Genomic DNA, 25,462 nt, shown 5'->3' with positions numbered 1-25,462 from the left:
AACTAAATAAGGGCGAATAGCTCAGTTGGGAGAGCACCTGCCTTACAAGCAGGGGGTCACAGGTTCGAGCCCTGTTTCGCCCACCATTTAAAATAGTTAAACAGTAAGATAGTTCAAGCAGTAAAACAGTTAACTAAATATTGTGGAGGGGTTCCCGAGTCTGGTCAAAGGGAGCAGACTGTAAATCTGCCGGCGCTGCCTTCAGAGGTTCGAATCCTCTCCCCTCCACCACTTATAATTAAATTATAGAGTGTGCGAAAGTAGCTCAGCTGGTAGAGCGTCTCGTTGCCAACGAGAAGGTCGCGGGTTCGAATCCCGTCTTTCGCTCCATATTTATCTAACCTTGTTATCTTGATTGATAGCAAGGTTTTTTTATTATTTGAATTTTATTAATATCTAAACAGGAATTTATCATTAGTTATTGAATTAGTATAAATAAGATGCTTTATAAATTTTGCCTGTGGAGGTAATAGTAGTGAGTAAAAACAAATCAGTTAATAAACAAAAAGATAAAAACTGTAAAGGAAAGGCTAAGGTCAAAATTTTAGGGGAATATTATACAATAAAAAGCGATGAATCTGAGGAATATATTAATAACATCGCATCTTTTATTGATCAACATCTTTCTGAAATCAAATCTAACAGTTCAACTATGCCAAGGAATAGATTATTTTTACTAGGTCTAATGAATTTAGCTGATGATTTATATAATATGCAAGATAAAATACAGAATTTAAAGCAAGAGATTAAAGGACTAGAAGACAGAAATAAAAAATTAGATAATAAGAATTCTGAACTTAAGACGAAATATGAAAAATTAAAAAGTGATTATCAAGAGATGGAAGATGAGTATAATCAGTTTTTAGATTTAATTGAAGAAAAGGGAGGATTAGATGATTGAATTTAAATGTTGTTGATTATGGAATAATAATTGTGATAGCTATGTTTGCTTATCGCGGTTATAGTTCAGGACTAATTAATCAAATCACTTCTTTGTTAGCTATGATTTGTGGGATTTATTTTGCTAGCGAGCAGTATAAGATTTTTGCTGAAGTGATTAGTGCTAAATTTGACCTATCTATGGGTGTTAGTCAAATTTTAGCATTTAGTTTATTATTAATTATTGTGAGTTTAATTATTAATTATTTAGGTTATTTAATAGATGAATTTCTTGACCTGATTTTTTTATCAATAATAGATGATATTGCAGGAACTATATTTGGTATAATTAAGGGATTAGCTATTATTTATATTATTCTATTAATTATATCTAACTTGCCGATTGATTTTTTAGAGCAACAAGTATCTAATTCTTATTTTGCCTCTATGCTATTAAATAATTTAAATCCATTATTTACAGAAAGAATTGAAGATTTAATTAACTAGTGTGGGAAATAGTATGGAAATTTAAATGTTAGTTTTATTTTAGGAAAGAGAAGATGATTAATACTTATTCTTTAAATGAATTTAAAGCTATATTAGGAAATTAAATTTTTAAAATATTAATAATAAATGCAATTTAAAGAAAGATATTAAAATAAGGAGGTGTGAAACCTGGTTATATTTTAGAATTTATACAAAGAGGAATAATTCTATAACCAGGTTTATTTAGGTAATGGATCAACATGCTTTAGATGTATTAAACTTTTCGGAAATAAAGAAAGACTTACGTAGTTATATTACGTCAAAATTAACAGAAAATTTGATAGAAAATTTAGAACCAAGTATTGAGATAGATTATATTAAGGAACGTCAAAAAGAGGTAACGCAGGCTAAGAAAATTTTAATTAGAGAGAATACTCCTCCCATATCAGGAGTCAAAGATATTAGGCCTAGTTTAGAAAAAGCAGAGAAAAGTATGATTATAGATGGGGAAGAGTTATTAGATATTACAACTACTTTAGAAGTTGGTCATGATATAAGTAGTTATTTTTCTAATCTAGAAGATGAAGATGATAATTATAAAAAACTAATGAAAATTGCTGCTAAGATTGGTAATTTCAGGCCATTAACTAAGGAAATTAGAAAAGCTATTGATAATCAAGGAGAAGTAAAGAGTTCTGCTAGTTCTAAGTTACGAAGAATTAGAAGAAAAATACAAAATGCTAAAGATAGTATTCGAGATAAATTAAATTCGATCATTCATTCTAGTAGTATGCAAAAGTATATTCAAGAAGCAGTAGTTACTATTAGAGATGGGAGATATGTGATTCCTGTTAAGGTAGAGCATCAAGGAGAAATCAATGGATTAGTCCATGATCAATCTTCTAGTGGGCAAACGGTATTTATAGAGCCTAATTCAGTGGTTAAAATTAATAATAAATTAAAACAATTAGAAGCAGAAGAAGAACAAGAGATTCAAAGGATTTTGCAAGAATTAACTTTTTTAGTCCAAGCAGAAACAGATGATATTAAAATCACTTTAAAATTATTAACGGCTCTTGATTTTATTATTGCTAAAGCCCGCTATAGTTTGAATATCGATGGTTCAGAGCCATTATTAAATGAAGAGCAAAAAACAAAGTTATTTAAAGCGCGTCATCCGCTATTAACTGGTGACGTAGTACCAATTGATGTAGAATTAGGAGATGAATTTGATACTTTAGTGATTACTGGGCCAAATACTGGTGGTAAAACAGTTACATTAAAAACAATTGGATTATTAACTTTAATGGCTCAAGCTGGTCTTCATATTCCTGCTTTATCTGGTTCCGAGGTTGGTATCTATCATCAAATTTATGGTGATATTGGTGATGAACAAAGTATTAAACAAAATTTAAGTACCTTCTCTTCACATATGAATCAGATCATTAAGATAATTGAAGAGGCTGATGATACTGCTTTAGTCTTATTAGATGAATTAGGAGCAGGTACGGATCCTACTGAAGGTGCTGCTTTAGGTATGGCTATTTTAGATTATTTGCATACAAGAAATGTTAAGACGGTTATCACTACTCATTATAGCCAGTTAAAAACTTATGCCTATAATAATTCTGGGGTGGAAAATGCTTCAGTAGAGTTTGATGTTGAAACATTAAAACCAACTTATAATTTGCAGATGGGTCTTCCAGGACGTAGTAATGCCTTTCAAATTGCTAATCGTTTAGGATTGAAAGATGAGATAATAAGCTCAGCAGAAGATTTTTTAGATCAAGAAGATATAGAGATAGATGATATTATAAAGGAAATTGAAGAAGATAAAAAAGAATATCAAAGTAAAAAAGAAGAAGCTACAGAAGATTATCAGCAAGCTAAAGAGATGAGAGAAGAGTATGAGGAAAAATTAAAGAAATTAGAAGAACGAAAAAATAGAGAATTGAAAGAAGCATATCGGGAAGCGGATAAAATAATTAAGCGTGCTAAAGATAGAGCAGAAAATATAATTTCTGATTTAAAAGAAAAACAGAGGTTAAGTGATAGGGAAATTCAAGAAGCGCGCAGTGGTTTGCGTGAAGAGAGAAAAGATATTAAATCTGAACGAAATCAATTAACTGCTGAGAATCAACAGGAGCAAGAGATCCCAGATCTTGAAGAGGGAGACCAAGTTAAGATAAAAAATGTTAACAAAAATGGGAAAGTAGTTAGCTTAAATCAAGATAAAGAAGAAGCTGTAGTTCAATCTGGAATTATGAAAGTTACAGTTGATTTAAAAGAATTAGAAAAAGTAGAAAAAGAAGAGTCTAGTACTCCTAAAGGAAAGGTGAATATTAGTAGAGTTAAACAGCAAAAAGCTAAAAATATTTCTTCTAAATTAGATTTAAGAGGGATGCGAGCTGTAGATGCTAAAGATAAACTACTTAAATATTTAGATGATGTGATGTTAAGTAACTTAAATCAAGTAGAGATTGTGCATGGTAAAGGTACAGGAGTTTTACGTGAGGTAGTAGATGAGACATTAGATAATTATCCTAGTATTAAAAATTATAGATTAGGAAAGCCTAAAGAGGGTGGTAGTGGTGTTACAATCGCTAAATTAGAAGCTTAAAATATAAAAAAGCGGGTCAACCCCGCTTTTTTCATCTTTTTATTTATTGAGAATGTTGAAAAATTCTAGAATTCTATCCTTGATCTTTTTTTCTCTTTCCTTTGGAGTGTGTTCTTTACAAGTGTCTGTTGGAACTTTCTCATAAATGTAGTTTCCTTCTTCATCAGTTAGTGGTGCTTTAGAATCTTCTTCTGTTTTTTTAATAGGTACTCCATTATCATCTACCAAAATTCCAGTTTCAACTTGATATTCAACTTTTTTGACTTTGCTAACCGGACAATATTTAGTTGCTAATTTTCCTGTTGAAGTATCAATTCTAGCTTCTTTAGTTTCTTTGTGAATTGAACATTTTTCTTGTGGTGCACTATTTTTTAGAAATAATTCTTCGCGATGTGCTTGAGCTGGACAATGTTGATTTGGGATCTTACCACTCTCAATACAGATTTCTTTGGTGATTACATTATTAGGTTTAGAAAAATCTTCAATTGGTCTGTTTTTGACTACTTCTCGCATATAATCTCCCCAAAGTTTAGCTGCTTCACCACTAGAAATAGTTTGGATAACTTTATCTCCATTTTCCTTTTTAATTATTTCTCCTTCATTATTTCTTTTAGGATATTCCATTTTGCGCGGTTGATCTTCTCCAATCCAAATACTAGTAACTAATTTAGGGGTAAAACCAACAAACCATGCATCTGTATAGTTGGAAGTAGTTCCTGTTTTACCAGCGGCGGGACGATTTAATTTTGCTCGCCAACCAGTTCCCCATACTAAAGGGCCTCTTGCTACTGCAGATTTAAGCATATCTGTAACAAGATAGGCTACTCCTTCATCTAAGACAACTTTCTTTTTAGTCTCATTTTCAGCTTCATGATTCCATATTAAAGTTCCATAATTATCATATACTTTAGTGATAGCAATTGGATTAGTTTTAATTCCACCGGTAGCAAAAACGCTATACGCTTGAGTCATTTGTAATGGAGTGACTCCTTTTGTTAAACCTCCTAATGCTAATGCAAGATTTCTATCTTTTTCTACAATACTATTAATTCCTAAGTCTTGAGTGGTACTTATAGTTTCAGAAACCCCAACTTCATCTAATAATTTAACTGCCATAACATTAACTGATTTAGCTAGACCGATTCTTAAAGTAGTTGGTCCTAAATATTTTTCGTTATAGTTTTTCGGCATCCAAGTTTTATCACCATTCAACTCAGTTTTGTATTTTTTTAAACTATCATCGATTACACTACCAGTTCCCATCCCTTGCTCAACTGCTGTAGTATAAACAAAGGGTTTAAAAGATGACCCTGGTTGTCGATAAGCTTGGGTTACTCGATTAAACTTATCATTGCCACGCCCTCCAACCATAGCTTTAATATGACCATTATTAGGGTTGACTGTAATTAAACTTAATTGAGGTTGTTTATCGCCTTGACCTACTTTTCTAGAAATAGTTGGTATATATCCAGTTTTAAGAGCATTTTCAATTGAAGCATTAGCTTGTTTTTGCATCTTAATATCAAGGGTGGTATGAACTTCTAGCCCCCCCGTATAAACTCTTTGTGCTCCAAATTTATCAATCAGTTTTTTTCTAATATGATTAACAAAATAAGGAGCTAATTTTTCATTATCTTCAGTTGGTCTTTCTAATTTAATGGCTTGTTGTTTTGCTTTTTGAGCTTGTTTTTCTGTAATATAATCTTGTTCTGCCATTTTGTTTAAAACAATATTTCTTCTTGACCTTACTGTATCTTTATTGCGATAGGGAGAATAAGCATTTGGTGCTTTAATTAAAGCCGCTATTAGAGCGCTTTCAGATAAGGTTAAGTTCTCTACATCTTTGTTAAAATAAAATTTAGCAGCACTTTGGACTCCATAAGCGCTATGGCCTAAGAATATTTCATTGAGATAAAATTCTAAGATTTCATTTTTAGTATACATTCTTTCAAATTGAAGGGCAATATACATTTCTTGTAATTTACGCGAGAATAATTTTTTATGGGTTAATAATGCGTTTTTAGCTAGTTGTTGAGTAATTGTACTGGCACCTTCCACTTTAGCCATGTGTTTTAAATCGACCCAAATTGCTCGTAAAATCCCTTTGAAATCTAGACCATGGTGGTTGCGGAATCTAGCATCTTCAATTGAGATAACAGCATTTTGTAAGTTAGTTGGTATTTGATCTAAGCTGACATAGACTCTATTTTCTTCATATAATTTAGTTAAGGGTTCGCCATTGGAAGCATATATAATAGTACTTTCACTTGTTTTCCATTGACCATAATCAGAGATATCTGGGCTTTCATTAATAACCCAAGTAATTACTCCAATAGCACTACCGAGGCCAATTGCAAAAATTAATATAATAGAAATTATAGCTAATTGGCTAGCCTTTTGTTTGAAATTTATCATTAAAATCCTCCTTTCACAAATTTATTATAACATAAATTTTTATTCATATATAGTGTTTCCCTGATTCTTTTCTATCTAATCATGTTTAGAATTTGTTTTTTATTGATTGATATTTAAATTTAAGTGTGATAAAATTCAGATTGAATAATTGTATTTGGGAGGCAATATCATGGAAATTGCAGAACAATTAGAAATTATTAAACGTGGTAGTTCAGAAATGATTGGTGAAGACGATTTAGTTGATAAGTTAAAAGAAGCAAAAAAAGAAGATAGACCATTGAAGGTAAAACTTGGACTAGACCCTACAGCGCCAGATATTCATTTAGGACATACTGTTGTATTACAGAAGTTAAAACAATTTCAAGATATGGGTCATGAGGTATATTTGTTGATTGGTGATTTTACTGGGAAAATTGGAGACCCAACTGGAAAATCAGAAACAAGACAGCAGTTAACTGATGAAGAAGTAAAGAAGAATGCTGAAACTTATAAAGAGCAGATGTTCAAAGTGCTAGACTCAGAAAAGACTAAAGTTGTTTTCAATAGCGAGTGGCTGTCAGATTTGGATTTTAGTGATGCAATTGAATTATCATCACAATATACAGTAGCCCGAATGTTAGAAAGAGAGGATTTTTCTAATCGTTATCAAAACAATCAGCCAATTAGTATTCATGAATTCTTTTATCCTATCTTGCAAGCTTATGATTCAGTAGCTATAGAAGCTGATGTAGAATTAGGAGGTACTGACCAGAAGTTTAACCTCTTAGCAGGTCGAAAGTTACAGAAAGAATATGGACAACAACCGCAGGCGATAATTATGATGCCTCTATTAGAAGGATTGGATGGGGTAAATAAGATGAGTAAGAGTAAGGATAACTACATAGGAATCGATGAGGCTCCATCAGAAATGTACGGTAAAACAATGTCTCTACCTGATGAGTTAATTGGGAGATACTTTGAATTAGTTACAGATTTAGCTGGTGATGAAGTAGAGACTATTAAGTCCGGTTTAGAAGATGGTAGTTATCATCCAATGAAGGCTAAGAAGAAGTTGGCCCGAACTATTGTAGCTGAATATTATGATGAAGAAGTTGCTGAGCAGGCTGCCCAAGAATTTCAAAAGGTATTTAAACAAGGTGGTACTCCTGATGATATTGACGAAATAGTGATTAAAAAAGAAGAATTAGAAAATGGGGAAATGTGGATTGTAGATTTAGTTGATGCTACTGGTTTAGTAGATAGTAAGAGTCAAATTAGACGATTGATTAAGCAAGGAGCAGTCAGATTTAATGATGAAAAATATGAAAAAATTAATATTGATATAGAAGTTGAAGATGAAATGATTGTTCGGGTAGGAAAGAAGAGATTTGCTAAAATAATTTTAAAATAAATTAGAACATAACCACCCTGTTTGTAATATTATATTATAAGGGGTGGTTATTTTGTTTTGGAACTTAAAGAGAAAATTAATAGTTTTATTTTTGATATTAATTGTAGCTAGCAGTTTGATGATTGTAGTTATCGAATTAACTCTACAGCCAATATTACATAGTATTTGTCAATCTAAGATAACAGCAATGTTAACCAAGACAATTAATCAAGCGGTCAATCAGCAGACGAAAGATATTACTTATAGTGATTTAGTGATGATAAAAACTAATCAACAGGGCCAAATTATTTTAATGCAGCCTAATTTACAATTGATTAACGAATTATCCTCGCAGATCACTCTCCAACTGCAGCAGTTATTGGAACAGCAGAAAAAGCAATTAATCAAAATACCCTTATTGAGAATCTTTGGAATAGAGATTTTTTCACAGTATAGTCCGAAATTGACTGTGAGAATAGTTCCGTATGGAGCTACTACAACTAATATTATAGATGATTTTGAAGCAGTAGGAATTAATCAAAGTCGTCATAAACTATACTTAAAGATTAAGACGAAAGTAAAAGTGTTGCTTCCGCTTTTAGGAAGTGACATAGGTGTAATCACGCAAGTGCCGCTCAGTGAAGCAGTAATTGTAGGTCAAGTACCGGAAGTATATGTCGGGGTGGAAAATGGGATTTTAAAAACAAATAAGAAATAAGTATAATTAAATCGCTTTGCGGCGATTTTTTGTTTTTTGTATCTTTATGCACTTAGCTGGGAATAATATAGTTTGAATGAAAGGAGTGAAAATGCGAGATGAAATCTGTCCATGATATTTTAGAATTACCAGTTATAGATGCTAAAGGCGGTAAAAAAATAGGTGTGATTATAGATGTTGTACTAGAGCCAGGCGTTAATCAAATTGCTGGTGTGATTGTAAGTGATAAAGGACAAGAATATTTAATTGCCCCTCAACAATTATATAGTTTAGGCACAGATTATATCATTATTAAAGAAGATGAACATTTCTTAGAGGTTAATAGCGAAGAATTATTAACTGCTAAAGAGATGATTGGAACTCCGGTAGTTACTAATAGTGGTGATAGTTTGGGAGTTGTGAAAGATATTTTATTAACTGAAGTAGGACAGTTAAATGGTTATGAACTTAGCGATGGCTTAATTCAGGATATATTGACTGGCCGAGAAATTTTAGCTGCTGATGAGAAGATTAGCTATGGTGATCAAAAAATTATTATTAAAGATTTTTCAACTTGATGGGGGACTTACATTGACAACTAGAGATAAACGGATAATTTTATTATCTATATTTGCAACTGGAATTTATTTTTTATATTTAGTGCGAGTAACTTTACCTCCTTTTATATTAGGAATAGCATTAGCTTTTTTGCTAGAAGGAGTTATTAAATTCTTAGTAGCTAAGAACATGCCGCGCATGGGAGCATTAATTTTTGTATTTGGAATTTTACTAACTTTATGTGCGGTAGGCTTTTTTATTTTGCTACCAGCAGTGATTGGAGAATTAAATGAATTAACGGGAAGAATCCCTTATTATTTTACTCAATTAGAAAGGGTAGTTGATAATTTAACAGATCGCTATCAGGCAGTAGATACTCCTGCTACCTTAGATTTTGTCTTTAATAATTTGACAGAGCGTTTAGAAAGAACGGGGGTGCAGTTTTTAGAACGGACTAGTGAAGTGTTGATTACATTATTATCTCATTCTTTTAGTATTATTTTAGCTCCAGTTTTAGCATTTTATATCTTAAAAGATTTGCGAATTATTAAAGTTACTTTATGGTCTATTGTGCCTCATAATTATCGGCAAGGAGTTAAAAAATTATTATGTCGAATTAATGAATCATTATTTGAATTTATTAAAGGACAATTGTTAATTAGTTTATTTGTTGCTTTATTATCAATTTTAGGGCTTTATTATTTAGACTTACGCTTTTATTTAATAATTGGAATTTTAGCTGGTATTTTAAATTTGGTTCCCTATCTGGGCCCTATTTTTGCTGCGGTTCCCGCAGTGATTATTGCTGCGTTTAATTCATTGACTACAGTACTGTATGTTATTATTTTATTTACTGTGATTCAACAGTTAGAGGGAGGAGTTATTTCTCCTAAAATTATGGGTTCTAAGGTAGGATTACATCCATTAGTTATAATTTTTTCTTTATTAGCTGGAGGAGAATTGTTGGGGATTTTGGGAATGATGATTGCTATTCCCACAGCAGTAATTATTAAAGAATTATTATATTACTTAGTAGAGATGTTGGTTTCTGTTGACAAGACATAGCATTTCTAGTATCATATAAACTAAGTTTGAGAATGAAATAAAAATCAAGTTTAAGATTAAATCTAAGTTTAAATAATAAAACTTAAAAGAATTTAGTTTAAAAACATAGTGAGAAGAATTGATAAAAAAGTTTTAAAGAAAAACTAAAGTTCAATTAGAAGTGAATATATAGGAGGTTTAAGTAGTTGCAAAATATTGATGTAAAATTATTCAAATTAAGGTAAAAGACTTTTTAATTCCGTATCTAGATGTAGTATATACTATATCTAGAGGTGATAGAATGAAATATTTGAAAAGATATGAAAGAATTCAGATGATTGGGATAAATAAAGAAGGTGCTAGTAATGAAGACAACAATCAAAGCTAAATTACTAGAGATGCCTTCAGAGGAAAGCGAAAAACTTGATAATCTGATGATTAGATTTTCTTCAGCAATCAGATTTGCTTTTAATCGTAGAAAGCCTGATGCTTATGATCCAATGAATAAAATGGATTTGGAGAAATTACTGCAGAGTAAATATAAACTTAACTCTAGATATGCTAAAGATGCAGTTATGAAAGCAGATAGCATTATATCTTCGCAAAAGGAATTAGTGAAAGAATATCACAGTAATTATAAATCTAAGCTTAAACAGGTTAAGCAGGAATTAAAAAGAGCAAAATCCAAACAAAAAATCCATGCTTTAAAAACAAAACTAGATAAATATCAGCGTAAGTTAGAAGAATATCAAAAACATTTAGATGAAGGTACTATTCCCAAAGTTATTTTTGGAGGTAAGGATAATTATAAAGCGAGGTGTGAAGGGAAGATCTCCAATCAAGAGTGGAAAGAACTTCGTAACAATAAATTCTGTTCTCGCGGAGATAAGACTAAAAAAGGGAATCATAATACGCGGATTGTTTTAGATGAAGAAGATAACATCTTTTTAAGGATTAATACTAGTGTCAAAAAGAATAGTAGTAGATATGAGTATATTAAAGTTCCTCTTTATTTACTACAAAAAAAGAACTTAGAGGGTGAGGTTAACGGCAGGGATTATAAAAGTATGGTCTTAGATGTCGTTAGCAAAGAGAAACCTTATTATGTAGAAGTTATCCGTAAGGATAATCAATACTACGCTCATATTACCATTGAAGAAAAAACGCCAGAAATTAAATTTGCTAATCCTGAACAAGTAGGAATTATAGGAATAGACACTAACCCAGATGGTTTTGCTTTAACTTGTCTTGACCAAGAAGGTAATTATAAATGGCATAAATGTATAACCAATCCTGAATTAACTTCTGCTAAAGGTAATAGGCGGACTAATCTTTGTGGTGAATTAGCAAAAGAAGTAGTTGAATTTATTAAAAATAAAGGATATTCAGTAGCAATTGAAGATTTGGAATTTAAACGTAATAGCTATGGAAATAAGAAATTTGAGAGGATTTCGCATCAATTTGTATATAGAAAATTGCTGACTTTTTTAGAGAGGGGATGTAAGCGTGAAGGTATAGAAGTTATTAAAGTGAATCCTGCCTTTACTAGCATTATTGGGAAATACAAATACCAGCATCAGTTTGGGATAAGTGTTCATAATTCTGCTGCATTAGTAATTGGCAGAAGGGCTTTAGGTTTTAATGAACGAATTCCAAAACAATTAATCCAAGTTATGAGTAGTTATTTAAACAGAGTTAAATTCACGAAATTTATTTCTAGTTCTCAATGGTCTAAATGGGGTAAGATTGATTATTTAATTAAAATTTTGATTAAAACTATTAAAAAGGAAGGTGGTGAAAATCCTGCTTATAGCAAGGACTATGCATATTCTAGATACAGGAAAAGATTGTTGGAAATCGCTTAATAATTATGACCTGATAAAAAGAATCAATTTTCCAATAGTTTAGATAGGGCAAAGCACCACATAGAGAAAGGACTTTGCCTAGAATGTAAATTTAGGGACAGGTAACACCTGTATCTTTCTAGTACCTGGATATTGTAAATATTAAGGGCAGTAAGGAAGATTATAATCAAGCGATTATACCTAACACGATCTAATCCTGTATGATTGTGGTCTATGTATAGTTTTGCATAGGTTTTTATAAGCAGGTTGCTAAAATGAAAAAAGTGGAGTGTATTATTAGACCGTCTAAATTAGAGGATTTAGTAGTAGAAGTTGAAAAGTTAGGCATTAATGGTTTGAATATTACTCAAATTGCTGGATATGGCAAGCAGAAAGGAAAACAAGAGGTTTATCGCGGGGTAGAATATGAAGTGAAGTTAAAGGAAAAGTTGAAGGTAGAAATGGTGGTTCAAGCTGATCAAGTTGACGAATTAATAGATATAATCACTGATGCTTCTCGAACAGGTGAAGTTGGAGATGGTAAGATTTTTGTTTATTCAATTGACCAAGCAGTAAGGATTAGAACGGGAGAAGAAGATGAAAAAGCGGTTTAATGTTTAAACCCTAGCTAGAAACCTTCTTTAGATTGGAGGTTTATAATATGAATACAAATATAGATCCTGATTTGCCGAGTTATTCAATTGGGGTTGCACAAAAGAAAACATCTTTAACGGCTCGACAAATTAGATATTACGAACAAGAAGGTTTGGTAAAACCAGCACGAAGTGATGGGAATCAACGTCTTTATTCGAAAAATGATATTTTAGAATTAAAGCAAATTAAAGAGTTGATGGGGCAGGGATTAAGCCTTGCTGGAATAAAAAAATTAAAAAAATCTAATGAAAAGTAAAAAATATTATTAACTATAATGGAGATGCTAAGAATTCGCAAAAATATATTGAGAATTTTGAATTGAGCAATTAGTTTAGCGGAGAACACGTAAAATTATTGAGGGGGAATAGAAAAATGAGTATGACAAAAGAAGATATATTAAAAAAAGCAGAGGAGTTAGATGTTAAGTTTGTGAGACTGCAGTTCACGGATATTTTAGGAATTACTAAAAATGTAGCAATTACAGTAGAACAGCTAGAAGAGGCTTTAGAAGAAGGAATTATGTTTGATGGATCGTCAATTGATGGATTTACTAGAATTCAAGAATCAGATATGTATTTAAAACCTGATTTGGATACTTTTATTACATTTCCTTGGCGTCCAAAGACTGGCGGAACAGTAGCAAGATTAATTTGTGATGTATGTACTCCAGATGGTGAAGCATTTGTCGGCGGACCTAGAAATGTACTACAAAATGTATTAGAAGAAGCAGAAGAGATGGGTTATGAGATGTATGTAGGGCCGGAACCAGAGTTTTTCTTATTCGAAAAGACAGAAGAAGGAGAGGCGACTACAATCACTCATGATGATGGTGGTTATTTTGACCTTGGCCCAGTTGATTTAGGTCAAGATGCGAGAAGAGATATTATTTTGGCTTTAGATGAAATGGGATTTGAAGTAGAAGCCTCGCACCATGAAGTAGCTCCAGGCCAGCATGAAATTGATTTTAAATATGAAGATGCTTTATCTACAGCAGATAATATTGCTACTTTTAAATTTGTAGTTAAATCAATTGCTAATCAGCATGATTTACATGCAACTTTCATGCCGAAGCCTATCTTTGGTGAAAATGGTTCTGGAATGCATGTGCATCAGTCATTATTTAAAGATGGCAACAATGTATTTTATGATGAAGATGCAGAATTGGGATTAAGTCAAACTGCTAAATATTACATTGGTGGGCTATTAAAGCATGCTAAAGCGATAGCAGCAATTACTAATCCAACTATTAACTCTTATAAGAGATTAGTACCAGGTTATGAAGCGCCAGTTTATCAAGCGTGGTCTGCTTCTAATCGTAGTGCTTTAATTAGAATCCCTGCTGCTAGTGGTGCAGGAACAAGATTAGAAATGAGAAATCCTGATCCAACAGCTAATCCTTATTTAGCAATTGCAGTAATGTTAAAAGCGGGATTAGATGGAATTAAAAATGAAATTGAACCGCCAGCAGAAGTAGTAGAGAATATTTATGAAATGACTGCAGAGAGAAAAGCAGAATTAGGAATTGAAAGTCTACCAGCTAATATTAATGAAGCAGTACAAGAGTTATTGAAAGATGAAACTATCAAGAATGCTTTAGGGGATCATGTACTAGAACATTTTGTGACAGCTAAAGAAATTGAGTGGGATACCTATAGAACTCAAGTTCATGATTGGGAATTAGAACAGTATTTAAGTGTATATTAAAATAGAAAGTTGAAAAACAACTCAAGAGTGTTGCTCTTGGGTTGTTTTATTTAAAAATTAAAATAGAGGTGGTTAAAATGAAATTAATTAGAGCGATTATTAGACCAGAAAAAGAAGGTGAAGTCTTGGAAGCTTTAAATGAAGGAGGCTTTGAAGCTTATAGCAAATTGAATATTAGAGGAAGGGGTAAACAAAAAGGAGTAAAAGTAGGGGAAACTCATTATCAAGAATTAACTAAGACGATGTTATTAATTGTTGTAGAAGATGAAGCCAAGAAGGAGGAAGCAATTGAAATTATAATCGATAGTGCTCGGACTGAGACAGAAAATTTAAAAGCAAGTGGATTACAAGTTAATATGAGTCAACCTGGTCGTCCTGGTGATGGTAAGATTTTTGTTAGTGATATTAATGAAGCATATACTATTAGTGATAGATCTGGATTATAAAAGCAAGCCTTTTTTGAAGGGCTTGCTTTTATTTTATTTTGGATTATTGTAGGATTTTTTGTTTTTTGTATAATTAATTATATTAATGTATTATATTTTTTTAGATCAATTTATTTTATAAAATAATTAACTTATTCTTTTAATTAAATTAAATAATGATAATCATCTGACATGAATAGAAGTTTCTAAATTATAATATTTCTTTATAAAAGAAAAAAATCTCTAGGACTTCTATTTTCTCCATAAAATAGTTTAAATGAGTTAAAATTTATAACCCTTATAATAATTCAGTTGAATATTTTTTTAGATTTTAAATTATATTATTGAACTTAAACAAAACCAACATTTTAATTATATAGTATATATAGATAGGTGCGATAAAAAAAGGGGGGAAGGATAATGTTGGATGATATTTTGAAAAAGGTAAAAGCTAATAGCTTATTTCATAAAATATTAATAGTGGCTTTGTTTATTACAATCACTCACTCTCTTATTTTGGGGTTAATTCATTATTTTAGTTTTAAAGATAGATTATTGAATGAAGCTAAAAAGAATTTAGAAATAATTGCTATAAATACTAGTAGTCAAATTTATGAAAAAACCATTAGGTCTTTAAGTTATAGCCAAATTAAAAATTTGAATGATTCAGAAATACTTGATCTGAATTATCAAACATTGAAAAATCAATTATATTTTACCCAATCTAAAGCAGTTGATTTATTAGAGTTTGATGGTACTGTTTATTTACTAGATTCTAAGGGTGAATTGATATTGAGTGGACAACCTAATCCAAAGATAGACCCTAATTATTTTCAAAATAATCAAGTCAGTAATAGAGAAGATTCTGAAATTGCTACCACACAAAAAATATCAGCAACTGGATATTTCAGCTATAAGAAAAAAGGTCAAGAGTATATTGCAGCTTATAGTCGAATCAATACATTTGACTGGACAATAGTCATAGATGGTAAAAAAATAAAATTTTAGCTTCTGTTGCAAAAACAAGAAATAGTATGATATTAATTGGGGTTTTTCTGATAATATTAGTAATCATAACAGTATATTTATTTAGTAGTTATATACTGAATATAATTGATCAGATACTTGATTTTGCTAATGAAGTTAGTAAAGGAAATTTAACAGTTGAAAAGCTTGATTTTGATACTGAGGATGAATTTAGTGATTTGGCTGATTATTTAAATGAGATGCGCAGTAATTTAGAAACTAGTATTAATAATGTAAGAAATTTATTAAATAATGCCGACCAAGGTTTTTTATCTTTTGGTGATGATTTATTAATAGATAAAGAATATAGTGTAATGTGCCATAATATTTTTGGATATGATATTTCTGAACATAAATTTTCTGTTATTATTTCAAGCTTAAGTGATAGAAAAAAATTAGAATTAAATTTACAAAAAGTTTTTAAAGCAGCTAAAAATAAAAATTCACAAAAAGTTGAACAGTATATAAATAATTTGCCTCAGCAAAAGAAGATTAATGGGCGTTGTATTGATTTAAAATATAAAATTATACATAATAAATCTGAAGTTAAAGTAATGGTTATTATGACAGATGTTACTGAAAAGCAGGAAATTAAAGAAAAAGCAATTAGAGATGGATTAACCAATTTATATAACCACAGTTATTTTAAAGAAATTTTAGCAAGAAAAATAGAAGATATTAATAAATTTGAAGGTAGTTTATCATTATTAATGTTAGATATTGATGATTTCAAATTATTTAATGATAATTATGGTCATCAAGCTGGAGATGAAATTTTAAAATTATTAGCACAAATTTTAGAAAATAATACTAGAAAAACTGATATAGTAGCTAGGTATGGGGGAGAAGAGTTTACTATTATTTTACCAGGTGCTAACCTAGAAAGAGCAGTGATGAAAGCTGAAAAAATATGCAATAAAGTAAGAGATAAGAAAATTGAATATCAAAATAAAAAATTAAATATAACTATTAGTATTGGTGTTACTACCTATAATTCGGAAGCAAATGATTCTAAGACTAAATTAATTAATCGGGCTGATATGGCTTTGTATCAAGCGAAGGAAGAAGGTAAAAATAGGATTATTAAAAAAGAATAAAGTATTTACTTTTAAATCTTTTGTTAATGATAAGTTAAAATAATGCTAAGATTCTGTTAAAAGAAAGGTGCTACCCATAATTATGATGAAATTAATAAATAAGATTTAATATATCATAATTTATGAGGTGGTAATATGAAAATAGCAAAATTGGGAATTGAAGATTTGGATAGTGACCATGATAGTTTTTTTGACCGTTCAAATCAATTTTTAACCCAGATTAAAGCCCAAAAAAATGTTACTAGCACAGAATTGAAAAAAATGAATTCGTTCTTTAAAAATTATTTAGACAGTCATTTTGCCAAAGAAGAAAAAATACAACAAGAATTTGATTACCCGTATCAGTCAGAACATAAACGTGTGCACCGAATTTTGAAAGATAGAGTTTTAGAGTTGATTGCAAATTTAGATAGTCAGCAAGTTGATGCTAACCTTATTTATGATGTATATTTTGAAATCATAAAATTGTTTGAAGCTCATATTTATTATATTGACCAAGATATAAAAAAATATATAATGAGTTAAGTTTTGTTTTAGTCAGAGGAGACTCCTCTGACTTTTTTATTAAAACCCTTGAATATTTATTCTCTTGGTTGTATAATTATGAAAAAGAGGAGGGGATCAAATGGAAAATTTATTAACAATTCAAGATTTAGGAGTAAAGGAGATTAAAGAACTATTTACTTTAACAACTGAATTAAAGTATAAAAAAAATAATGGAATAGAACATAAACATTTAGCAGGACAGAGTTTAGGGTTGATTTTTGCTAAATCATCTACTCGAACTCGGGTTTCTTTTGAAACAGGAATTTATCAATTAGGTGGTCAAGGAATCTTTCTTAGTTCTGATGATATTCAACTAGGGCGAGGAGAGACTATTGCTGATACTGCTAAAGCTTTATCACGCTATTTAGATGGAATTATGATTCGTACTTTTGCTCAAAGTGATGTTGAAGAATTGGCTGCTAATAGTTCTATTCCTGTAATTAATGGTTTAACTGATTTATATCATCCCTGTCAGGCATTAGCTGATCTATTTACTATACAAGAAAAAAAGGGTAATTTACGCGAATTAAAATTAACTTATATTGGTGATGGCAATAATATGGCTCATTCTTTATTGTTAGGAGCAGCTAAAGTAGGGATGGATATTAGTATAGCTAGTCCTAAAAACTATGAACCACAAGAAGATATAATAACAACATCAGAAAAAATTTCTGAAGATAGTGGGAGTGAAATTGAAATTACAAATGATCCTAAATTAGCTGTTAAAGAAGCTGATGTAGTTTATACTGATGTTTGGGCTAGTATGGGAGATGAAGATGAAGCAGAAGAACGAAAGAAAATATTCAAAGATTATCAAGTAAATAATGAGATGATGGAATTAGCTGCTGCTAATCCAGTCTTTCTACATTGTTTGCCAGCTCATCGTGGAGAAGAAGTTACTGCAGAGGTTATTGATGGAGAAAATTCTGTAGTATTTGATCAAGCAGAGAATAGATTGCATTTACAAAAATCAATTATGGTACAGCTGATGAATAATAATTAAAATATAAATAAATTAATTAATTTAAGCAGAGTTGTCTTGTTACCTAACTCTGCTTTTTTCTTTTTTTTGGAAAATAAAAGGTGCTTTTAATTCTAAAAAAGAATACTTTATTATAGAACTATTTGTAATAAAATACCATTGAACTTTTGAAATAAGTTTGGTATATTTGAAGTATGAATGTAAATTGGGCAAATTTATTGCAGGAATAAGAGTATAAGTGTAGAAAAATATAATAAGGATTATAATTAAATATTTAAGGAGATTGGGGAGGTTTGAATTTGAATCGAAAAAAAACAGTAGTTATCTGTATGGTGGTTATGCTATTAGCTGTATCAGGAGTAGTTAATGCTGCTCATAGAACTTTACAGCGCGGGATGAGAGGTAAAGATGTTAGAGAATTACAGGAAAATTTAGTGATGTTAGGAGAGCCAATTATGATTGATGGTATTTTTGGCCCTTCAACTAAAAGAGCAGTAGTAAAGTTTCAAAGAAAAGCCGGATTACCTGTAGATGGGGTAGTAGGAAGTGAAACTTGGAGCGAACTGAAAAAGAGTGTTAGTTTTGATGAATATACAGTGCGTAAAGGAGATAGCTTGTATGAAATAGCAAGAGATTTTGATATACCTGTGAAAGTAATTAGGAATGCCAATAATTTAGAAAATACTGTAATTCATCCTGGGAATGAATTAATTATCCCTAAAACTGGTATGGGTGGCGGTTTAGATACGGATTTTTATAATATTATTTCTTATAGAATAAAAAGAGGAGATACATTAGAAACTTTAGCTCAGCGTTATCATACAACTGTTCATCGAATTAAAGCAGTAAATAATTTAAATTCTAATCGTTTGAGAGCAGGCCAAAAGATAAAGGTACCTAAATTGATGTTAGATTTATCTGGTAGTTCTCGTGGTAGTGGACAAGTTAATAGTGATAAATTTGTTTGGCCTGTAGATGGGAAAATAAGTTCTAATTATGGTTGGCGAATGCATCCAATCTTAAATGAAAAGAAATTTCATGGTGGAATAGATATTGCAGTTCCTAGTGGAACAGCAGTAAAAGCTGCTAAAGCTGGAAGAGTACTAAGTAGTGGCTGGATTAAAGGATTTGGTCGAATAGTGACAATTGACCATGGTAATGGAGTAGTTACATCTTACGCTCATAATTCAAGATTATTAGTTGATGCTGGAGAAAGAGTTCAGCGTGGACAAGTAATTTGTCGTAGTGGAAATTCAGGATTGAGTACAGGTCCACACCTTGATTTTAGAGTTTTGGTCAATAGTAAGCCGGTTAATCCATTGGAATATTTAAGATAATTTTTATGGAGAACAGTTTCTGTTCTCCATTTTTTTATTTTTTGACAAATTAATGTAAATGTATTATCATATTATCAGTTGCAAATGATTTGCAACTAGATGAAAATTCATTTTAGAAAAAGGGGTTGATGGAAATGAATGATAAATTAAAATTAATTGTATTTGGATTATTGATTGTATTATTATTAAGTGGTTGTCAGGGTGCACCGAGCAAAGATGAGGGAGTGACCGTTTATACGAGTATTTACCCTTTATATGAAACGGCAAATAAAGTAGCAGGAGATAATATAACTGTTAAATTAGTTGTCCCTAATGGGGCAGAATTGCATAGTTATCGTCCTACTCCTAAGCAGATAGCAAAATTGGAAAGATCTGCCCTGTTTTTTTATAATGGAGTTGGATTAGAGCCGTGGGCTAGTGATGTAAAAGAGAATTTAACAGATTCCAAATCTAAGATGATTAATATTAGCCGATATGTTAATTTAATTGATTATAATAAAAATAATATTGCTCATTCAAGTAATGAGCATGAATCTAATGCAGATAGTCATAATCATGATCATAAACATCAAGGTCAACATGATCCTCATTTATGGTTGAATCCTTTAAATATGAAAAGAATTGCTCAAAAAATGAAAGTGGAGTTTAGTGAATTAGATCCTGAAAATCAAAAAGATTATCAAAAGAATTATGAAGAATTTGCTAAAAAGATTAATAAGTTAGATCAGAAGTATCAATCTATTTTAAATAATAAGACACAAGATCATATTTTAGTTTCTCATTCAGCTTTTGGGTATTTAGGGCATCGTTATGGCTTTGAACAATTATCTGTAACGGGAGTTGCCCCCCATGAGGAACCTTCACCAGGGGTCTTAGCACGATTAACTACTTACGCTCGAGAACACAATTTAGAATATATTTTTATGGAAACTCTAGCTAGTCCTAAAACGGTTAATGTTTTAGCTGAGGAAGCAAATTTGCAGGTTTTAGAGTTAAATCCAGTAGCTGGATTAACCAAAGAAGAAAAAGAGAGTGGTGAAGATTATTTTACTTTAATGTATCAGAATTTAGAAAACTTAAAGAAAGCGTTGGTGGAAGAAAATGAATAAGGTTGTAGAAGTTAATAATTTATTTTTTAGTTATGAAGAAGAATTAATTCTGCAGGATATAGATTTAGAAATTATGGAAGGAGACTTCATTGCTTTTATTGGGCCCAATGGTTCAGGTAAAAGTACATTAATAAAATTGATGCTTGGGCTATTAAAAGCAAATAAAGGAGAAATTAAACTTTTAGGCCGCTCAATCAAAAAGTTCAATGATTGGACTAAAGTGGGATATATTGCTCAAGAAGTAAGAGGGTTTAATGAAAGTTTTCCTGCTACTGTGAAAGAGATTATTGCTTCTAATATGTATAATGAAATGGGTTTTTTTAAGATATTGAACAGTGATTTAGAAAAGAAAATTGATCAAACTTTAGAATTAGTGGGCATGTTAGATTATAAAAACCAGCAAATTGGAAATTTGTCTGGGGGGCAAAAGCAAAAGATATTTATTGCTCGAACCTTAGTAACTAATCCTGATATTATTTTCTTAGATGAGCCATTAGTTGGAGTTGATACGGAATCACAGCAGGAATTTTATAAATTATTAGCAGAATTAAATAATGAACTTGATATTACAATTGTTATGATTTCTCATGATGTACATGTGATTAGTGATCAAGCTAATAAAGTAGCTTGTTTTGCTAATGATAGTATTTTTGTACATCAAGCTGATGGTTTTTGCTGTGACAATTATTTTGATACTTTGTCTGATAATCAGATGTGGGTTGAACGGCATCAACATCAGGGCGGTGAAAATGCATGTTAGAAATATTTACTTATGGTTTTATGCAGCGAGCATTTATTGTAGGAAATATAATAGCTGTGATTGCAGCTTTGATTGGTGTTATTTTAATTTTAAAGCGATTAGCTTTAATTGGACATACTCTATCACATGTAGCATTAGCTGGAGTAGCTTTGGGAATGTTATTAGGAGTTTATCCAGTTTATACAGCTTTAATAGTTTCTGTAATAGCTGGATTGGGAATTGAAAATTTGAGAAAAAAATATAATGATTATGCAGAATTATCGTTATCAATTGTGCTAGCTACTGGGTTAGGATTAGCTACAATTCTGATTAGTTTAACTAATAGTAACTCCAGTATTTTCAGTTATTTATTTGGAAGTATTTCTTTAGTGAGTTGGCAGGATGTAATGTTAGTTTTGCCGATGGGAGTGCTTATTATAATAATTATGGGAGCTTTATATTATGGTTTCTTTTTCTTAGCTTTTAGTGAACGAGAAGCTAAATTAGCCGGAATTCCAGTTAAAACATTGAATATATTATTTATAGTTTTAGTTTCCATTACTATTTCTTTATCAATGCGAATTGTAGGTGGATTGTTGATTTCTTCTTTAATTACTTTACCAGTAGCGACTGCTTTACAAGTTTCTAAAAGTTTTAAGGGGACAGTATTTTATAGTGTATTATTTAGTGTGTTAGCAGTTAATAGTGGGTTGTTTATTTCTTTTTATCAAGATTTGGCCCCAGGCGGGACTATTATTTTAGCAAGTGTAGGGTATTTGTTGTTTGTGTTGTTATTTAATTTTACAAAACAAAAAGTAACATAATATCTATATAAAGTGGCACTATCGTGCCACTAGCTAGTAGATAAAAGCTAGTAGCTAGTAGTAAATTCAAAACAAAAAAAACAGTTCATAGCTTTGAATTATTGAATACTAGGTTAATGTTTTAGGTTTTGAATTTAATTTTATGTTTTAACTACTAGCCCCTAGCTACTTACTTCTAGCTATAAAGTTGCACTGAAAGTTACACTTTATATAGATAAAATTAAAATGGTAGGTGAATAAAATGGACGATTTAGCAGAATGGAAAAACAAATTAAAAGCTGAAGGAATTAGATGTACTAAACAGCGGATAAACATTTTAAACATATTGCTTGAGCAAAGTAAACCATTAACTGCTAAGGAAATTCATCAAAAATTAGAGGATGCAGAAATTAGCTTAAGATTATCAACTATTTATCGAACTTTGAATTTATTTGAGAATAAAAGATTTATTAAAAAGTTGAATATTAATGACCAAGAAAGTAAATTTGAATTAATGGGTGAAGTACATCATCATCATTTAGTTTGTGTTAATTGTAATCAGATTGTTCCCTTAGATTGCCCTCTGCAGGAGTATGAAGATGAATTGAGTTCTGAAACTGGTTATCAAATACAAGATCATAGTATAAAATTTTATGGTTTGTGTCCTGATTGTCAAAAAAACGATAAATAAATCACTAATTAAAGTAGTAAATAAAAACTAGAAGATATTTGTTAGAGAAAAGAGGAGCTAAATTAATTTAATCGCTGTATTTGATTTGATTTTTCTATCTACCCTTGATAATATTTATTTGAACTTGAATTAGGAAATTTCTTTCAACTTCTTTGTTAAATAATTTTTCCTTTAAATAATAAATTACTATTATAATTATCAGGAGGAGATAATAAAGTGAATTTTTCTGAGGTTCAAAATATTTGGGACTGTAGTAAAGAAGAATGGAATGATTGGCAGTGGCAGTTAGAAAATAGTATTACTAGTGTACAAGAATTAGAAGATAAGTTTTCTATTTCGGATTCAGAAGCACAAAAGATAAAGAAAGCAGCAGATGTATTTCCAATGTCAATCACTCCTTATTATGCTTCGCTAATTGATTTTGATGATGATACTTGCCCAATTAAGCAGCAAGCAATACCACAGTCTGATGAATTGAAAAATAATAATTATGAAATGGATGATCCATTACATGAAGATAAAGATTCTCCAGTCGATGGATTAACTCACCGCTATCCTGACCGAGTCTTATTATTAGTAACAAATAAATGTTCCATGTTTTGCCGCCATTGTACGCGAAAAAGAAAAGTTGGTGATGATGAAGGAACAGTGAATTTAGAGCAAATTAAGCAAGGAATTGAATATATTAAAGAGACTCCTCAAGTGCGGGATGTATTATTATCAGGCGGTGATCCGTTATTAATTGATCGTGAAATACTAAGAAAAATCATTGTAGAATTATATAAGATTCCTCATGTAGAAGTTGTTCGAGTTGGTAGTAGATTACCAGTGGTTTTACCTCAAGGAATTACTGATGGGTTAGTGGATATGTTATCAGAAATTACTGAAGAACATGGACCTGTTTGGATTAATACTCATTTTAATCATAAAAAAGAGATAACTGCTGAATCAAAAGAAGCCTTAAATAAATTAGCTAATGCCGGTATTCCATTGGGGAACCAAACTGTATTATTGCGTGATGTAAATGATTGTCCTGAAATAATTAAAGATTTAATGCATCAATTAGTGCAAAATAGAGTGCGCCCTTATTATTTATATCAATGTGATTTATCTAGAGGTATTGAGCACTTTAGAACCCCGATTGCTAAGGGTATAGAAGTAATGGAACATTTAATTGGTCATACTTCTGGTTTTTCAGTTCCTCGATATGTTGTAGATGCGCCAGGTGGTGGTGGAAAGATCCCTGTTTCTCCTAATTATTTATTATCTAATTCTAATCGTAAAACTATTCTTAGAAATTTCGAAGGAACGATTACTGTTTATACTGAGCCAGAAAACCAGACTAGTAATTGCCCACCGAATTGTAATATTTGTGATAATCCTTTTGTAGAAGAAGAAGAACAGAATGATATTGGATTACAGAAATTATTCTCTGAGGATAATGATAAAATCAGTTTACAAAGTAGTGAGCGGGAGTATGGGAATTATGATAGCTAAGCAAGTAGATGGTAGTAAAGAAACAATAAGTGGAGCAGGTTATCAGGCACAGCTTCATTTATCTCCGTTGAATCGCCGAATTGTGATCAAAAGTTATCAAGGTCAAAATATTGATGAATTAATCTCTCAATTAATTGCCAAAGCTGAAGAAAATAATTTTACTAAGATTTGGGTTAAAGCATATCAAAGTGATAAAGATAAATTTCAGCAGCTTGGTTTTGAAAAAGAAGCAGTTATAAAAGATTATTATCCAAATGATGATGCAGTATCAATGGCTTATTATTTAACTAAAGAAAGAAAAGAAATGATTGATTGTAGTAAAGAGGAAAGAATTATCAATAAGTTGATTAAAGAAGGAACTATAGATAATAATGATGATTTGCCGGCTGATTATAAATTCAAAATAGCTGCAAAAGATGATTTGAATAATTTAGCTGAACTATATGATAAAGTGTTTGAGTCTTATCCTTATCCAATTAATGAAGTAGATTATTTGCAGCAAATGTGGGCAGAAAATGTTATTTATGCTCTGATTTATGATGGGAATGATTTAGTTGCTGCTGCTTCTGCAGAAACAGTCCCTGAAGAAAAAAATGCTGAAATGACTGATTTTGCGACTTTAACAGATTATAGGGGCCAAGGTTTGGCTAGCTACCTTTTATATGAATTAGAACAGTTATTAAGAAAGAAAGATTATAATTGCTTGTATACTATTGCTCGGGCCAAAGTAGAAGGTGTTAATAAAATTTTTAGCCGTGCTGGTTATGACTATACGGGTAGATTAATTCAAAATTGTAATATTGCAGGTGGATTAGAGGATATGAATTTATGGTGTAAAACAATATAGTAGCTAAATGCTGAGGGCTTTTGGCTCTCAGCATTTTTATTTAACTTTTCAAAATTAATAATTTATATTATTATATAGATAAGGAACTATAAA

Annotated in this window: 24 protein-coding genes and 3 tRNA genes; 26 read left to right on the top strand and 1 reads right to left on the bottom strand. The window is 30.8% G+C overall.

Features of this window, described 5'->3' with window-relative positions; translation table 11 throughout:
* Positions 1-10: 10 nt before the first annotated feature.
* From JOC47_RS06825 to JOC47_RS06800, 6 genes are all read left to right on the top strand, one after another.
* Positions 11-86, top strand: a tRNA-Val gene (locus JOC47_RS06825).
* Positions 87-144: 58 nt separating this feature from the next.
* Positions 145-231: transfer RNA gene (locus JOC47_RS06820), tRNA-Tyr, on the top strand.
* A gap of 23 nt (positions 232-254) precedes the next feature.
* Positions 255-330 (top strand) — tRNA-Gly (locus tag JOC47_RS06815).
* 145 nt (positions 331-475) lie between these two features.
* Positions 476-901, top strand: a complete 426-nt coding sequence (locus tag JOC47_RS06810; RefSeq protein WP_204701304.1) for a cell division protein ZapA — start codon at positions 476-478, stop codon at positions 899-901.
* Entirely contained in the window at positions 898-1,386 is a 489-nt protein-coding gene (locus tag JOC47_RS06805) for a CvpA family protein (protein WP_204701303.1), read from the top strand. The genes JOC47_RS06810 and JOC47_RS06805 overlap by 4 nt, the downstream gene beginning before the upstream one ends.
* Positions 1,387-1,615: 229 nt before the next feature.
* Positions 1,616-3,985 carry an endonuclease MutS2 gene (locus JOC47_RS06800; protein ID WP_204701302.1) on the top strand — a complete coding sequence of 790 codons (2,370 nt, stop codon included), beginning with the start codon at positions 1,616-1,618 and terminating at the stop codon, positions 3,983-3,985.
* Between the two features lie 39 nt (positions 3,986-4,024).
* Here JOC47_RS06800 and JOC47_RS06795 read toward each other — a convergent pair whose 3' ends face one another.
* The gene (locus JOC47_RS06795) at positions 4,025-6,400 is read right to left on the bottom strand and encodes a transglycosylase domain-containing protein (protein ID WP_204701301.1); all 2,376 of its coding nucleotides are present in this window, start codon (positions 6,398-6,400) and stop codon (positions 4,025-4,027) included.
* A 169-nt stretch (positions 6,401-6,569) separates the two neighbouring features.
* On the opposite strand from JOC47_RS06795, the gene tyrS reads away from it, so the two are divergent.
* From tyrS to ablB, 20 genes are all read left to right on the top strand, one after another.
* Positions 6,570-7,790: a tyrosine--tRNA ligase gene (tyrS, locus tag JOC47_RS06790; RefSeq protein WP_204701300.1), complete on the top strand. Its 1,221-nt coding sequence runs from the start codon at positions 6,570-6,572 to the stop codon at positions 7,788-7,790.
* Positions 7,791-7,833: 43 nt separating this feature from the next.
* Complete coding sequence (gene yunB / locus JOC47_RS06785) at positions 7,834-8,487, top strand: sporulation protein YunB (RefSeq protein WP_204701299.1); 654 nt, start codon at positions 7,834-7,836, stop codon at positions 8,485-8,487.
* A gap of 98 nt (positions 8,488-8,585) precedes the next feature.
* Positions 8,586-9,044, top strand: a complete 459-nt coding sequence (locus JOC47_RS06780; RefSeq protein ID WP_204701298.1) for a PRC-barrel domain-containing protein — start codon at positions 8,586-8,588, stop codon at positions 9,042-9,044.
* A 13-nt stretch (positions 9,045-9,057) separates the two neighbouring features.
* Positions 9,058-10,089 carry an AI-2E family transporter gene (locus JOC47_RS06775; RefSeq protein WP_239550960.1) on the top strand — a complete coding sequence of 344 codons (1,032 nt, stop codon included), beginning with the start codon at positions 9,058-9,060 and terminating at the stop codon, positions 10,087-10,089.
* Between the two features lie 344 nt (positions 10,090-10,433).
* Positions 10,434-11,933: an SSO2105 N-terminal domain-containing protein gene (locus tag JOC47_RS06770; RefSeq protein ID WP_204701296.1), complete on the top strand. Its 1,500-nt coding sequence runs from the start codon at positions 10,434-10,436 to the stop codon at positions 11,931-11,933.
* Between the two features lie 254 nt (positions 11,934-12,187).
* On the top strand, positions 12,188-12,526 hold the full coding sequence (locus JOC47_RS06765) for a P-II family nitrogen regulator (RefSeq protein ID WP_204701295.1): 339 nt from the start codon (positions 12,188-12,190) through the stop codon (positions 12,524-12,526).
* Between the two features lie 47 nt (positions 12,527-12,573).
* Entirely contained in the window at positions 12,574-12,822 is a 249-nt protein-coding gene (locus JOC47_RS06760; protein ID WP_204701294.1) for a helix-turn-helix domain-containing protein, read from the top strand.
* A 116-nt stretch (positions 12,823-12,938) separates the two neighbouring features.
* Positions 12,939-14,270 carry a type I glutamate--ammonia ligase gene (gene glnA / locus JOC47_RS06755; RefSeq protein ID WP_204701293.1) on the top strand — a complete coding sequence of 444 codons (1,332 nt, stop codon included), beginning with the start codon at positions 12,939-12,941 and terminating at the stop codon, positions 14,268-14,270.
* Positions 14,271-14,347: 77 nt separating this feature from the next.
* The gene (locus JOC47_RS06750; protein WP_204701292.1) at positions 14,348-14,716 is read left to right on the top strand and encodes a P-II family nitrogen regulator; all 369 of its coding nucleotides are present in this window, start codon (positions 14,348-14,350) and stop codon (positions 14,714-14,716) included.
* A 399-nt stretch (positions 14,717-15,115) separates the two neighbouring features.
* On the top strand, positions 15,116-15,703 hold the full coding sequence (locus JOC47_RS06745; protein WP_204701291.1) for a PDC sensor domain-containing protein: 588 nt from the start codon (positions 15,116-15,118) through the stop codon (positions 15,701-15,703).
* Between the two features lie 26 nt (positions 15,704-15,729).
* Positions 15,730-16,818 carry a GGDEF domain-containing protein gene (locus JOC47_RS06740; RefSeq protein WP_204701290.1) on the top strand — a complete coding sequence of 363 codons (1,089 nt, stop codon included), beginning with the start codon at positions 15,730-15,732 and terminating at the stop codon, positions 16,816-16,818.
* Between the two features lie 135 nt (positions 16,819-16,953).
* Positions 16,954-17,343, top strand: a complete 390-nt coding sequence (locus JOC47_RS06735; protein ID WP_204701289.1) for a bacteriohemerythrin — start codon at positions 16,954-16,956, stop codon at positions 17,341-17,343.
* A 100-nt stretch (positions 17,344-17,443) separates the two neighbouring features.
* Positions 17,444-18,367: an ornithine carbamoyltransferase gene (gene argF, locus JOC47_RS06730; RefSeq protein ID WP_204701288.1), complete on the top strand. Its 924-nt coding sequence runs from the start codon at positions 17,444-17,446 to the stop codon at positions 18,365-18,367.
* Between the two features lie 278 nt (positions 18,368-18,645).
* A complete protein-coding gene (locus JOC47_RS06725) occupies positions 18,646-19,683 on the top strand; it encodes a peptidoglycan DD-metalloendopeptidase family protein (RefSeq protein WP_239550959.1) in 1,038 nt (345 codons plus the stop codon).
* A 134-nt stretch (positions 19,684-19,817) separates the two neighbouring features.
* On the top strand, positions 19,818-20,792 hold the full coding sequence (locus JOC47_RS06720; protein ID WP_239550958.1) for a metal ABC transporter substrate-binding protein: 975 nt from the start codon (positions 19,818-19,820) through the stop codon (positions 20,790-20,792).
* A complete protein-coding gene (locus JOC47_RS06715) occupies positions 20,785-21,552 on the top strand; it encodes a metal ABC transporter ATP-binding protein (protein ID WP_204701286.1) in 768 nt (255 codons plus the stop codon). The genes JOC47_RS06720 and JOC47_RS06715 overlap by 8 nt, the downstream gene beginning before the upstream one ends.
* The gene (locus tag JOC47_RS06710) at positions 21,546-22,355 is read left to right on the top strand and encodes a metal ABC transporter permease (RefSeq protein WP_204701285.1); all 810 of its coding nucleotides are present in this window, start codon (positions 21,546-21,548) and stop codon (positions 22,353-22,355) included. The genes JOC47_RS06715 and JOC47_RS06710 overlap by 7 nt, the downstream gene beginning before the upstream one ends.
* A gap of 241 nt (positions 22,356-22,596) precedes the next feature.
* Positions 22,597-23,025, top strand: coding sequence for a Fur family transcriptional regulator (locus JOC47_RS06705; RefSeq protein ID WP_204701284.1), 429 nt, complete (start codon positions 22,597-22,599; stop codon positions 23,023-23,025).
* Between the two features lie 216 nt (positions 23,026-23,241).
* Positions 23,242-24,522: a lysine 2,3-aminomutase gene (gene kamA / locus JOC47_RS06700; RefSeq protein ID WP_204701283.1), complete on the top strand. Its 1,281-nt coding sequence runs from the start codon at positions 23,242-23,244 to the stop codon at positions 24,520-24,522.
* The gene (gene ablB, locus JOC47_RS06695) at positions 24,512-25,369 is read left to right on the top strand and encodes a putative beta-lysine N-acetyltransferase (RefSeq protein ID WP_204701282.1); all 858 of its coding nucleotides are present in this window, start codon (positions 24,512-24,514) and stop codon (positions 25,367-25,369) included. The genes kamA and ablB overlap by 11 nt, the downstream gene beginning before the upstream one ends.
* Positions 25,370-25,462: the final 93 nt, after the last annotated feature.

The organism is Halanaerobacter jeridensis (assembly GCF_016908315.1).
In the GTDB taxonomy this organism is placed as follows: Bacteria; Bacillota; Halanaerobiia; order Halobacteroidales; family Halobacteroidaceae; genus Halanaerobacter; species Halanaerobacter jeridensis.
Note: the sequence above shows the minus strand (reverse complement) of the source record. Positions and strands in the feature narration are given on the sequence as shown.

Excerpts from the sequence above, each read along its gene's own strand:
- JOC47_RS06715 (WP_204701286.1), top strand. The coding sequence starts at position 20,785 with ATGAATAAGGTTGTAGAAGTTAATAATTTATTTTTTAGTTATGAAGAA.
- glnA (WP_204701293.1), top strand. The coding sequence starts at position 12,939 with ATGAGTATGACAAAAGAAGATATATTAAAAAAAGCAGAGGAGTTAGAT.
- tyrS (WP_204701300.1), top strand. The coding sequence starts at position 6,570 with ATGGAAATTGCAGAACAATTAGAAATTATTAAACGTGGTAGTTCAGAA.
- JOC47_RS06765 (WP_204701295.1), top strand. The coding sequence starts at position 12,188 with ATGAAAAAAGTGGAGTGTATTATTAGACCGTCTAAATTAGAGGATTTA.
- JOC47_RS06780 (WP_204701298.1), top strand. The coding sequence starts at position 8,586 with ATGAAATCTGTCCATGATATTTTAGAATTACCAGTTATAGATGCTAAA.
- JOC47_RS06795 (WP_204701301.1), bottom strand. The coding sequence starts at position 6,400 with ATGATAAATTTCAAACAAAAGGCTAGCCAATTAGCTATAATTTCTATT.
- JOC47_RS06750 (WP_204701292.1), top strand. The coding sequence starts at position 14,348 with ATGAAATTAATTAGAGCGATTATTAGACCAGAAAAAGAAGGTGAAGTC.
- argF (WP_204701288.1), top strand. The coding sequence starts at position 17,444 with ATGGAAAATTTATTAACAATTCAAGATTTAGGAGTAAAGGAGATTAAA.
- JOC47_RS06720 (WP_239550958.1), top strand. The coding sequence starts at position 19,818 with ATGAATGATAAATTAAAATTAATTGTATTTGGATTATTGATTGTATTA.
- JOC47_RS06735 (WP_204701289.1), top strand. The coding sequence starts at position 16,954 with ATGAAAATAGCAAAATTGGGAATTGAAGATTTGGATAGTGACCATGAT.
- ablB (WP_204701282.1), top strand. The coding sequence starts at position 24,512 with ATGATAGCTAAGCAAGTAGATGGTAGTAAAGAAACAATAAGTGGAGCA.
- JOC47_RS06760 (WP_204701294.1), top strand. The coding sequence starts at position 12,574 with ATGAATACAAATATAGATCCTGATTTGCCGAGTTATTCAATTGGGGTT.
- JOC47_RS06745 (WP_204701291.1), top strand. The coding sequence starts at position 15,116 with ATGTTGGATGATATTTTGAAAAAGGTAAAAGCTAATAGCTTATTTCAT.
- JOC47_RS06770 (WP_204701296.1), top strand. The coding sequence starts at position 10,434 with ATGAAGACAACAATCAAAGCTAAATTACTAGAGATGCCTTCAGAGGAA.
- JOC47_RS06710 (WP_204701285.1), top strand. The coding sequence starts at position 21,546 with ATGTTAGAAATATTTACTTATGGTTTTATGCAGCGAGCATTTATTGTA.
- JOC47_RS06800 (WP_204701302.1), top strand. The coding sequence starts at position 1,616 with ATGGATCAACATGCTTTAGATGTATTAAACTTTTCGGAAATAAAGAAA.
- JOC47_RS06705 (WP_204701284.1), top strand. The coding sequence starts at position 22,597 with ATGGACGATTTAGCAGAATGGAAAAACAAATTAAAAGCTGAAGGAATT.
- JOC47_RS06740 (WP_204701290.1), top strand. The coding sequence starts at position 15,730 with ATGATATTAATTGGGGTTTTTCTGATAATATTAGTAATCATAACAGTA.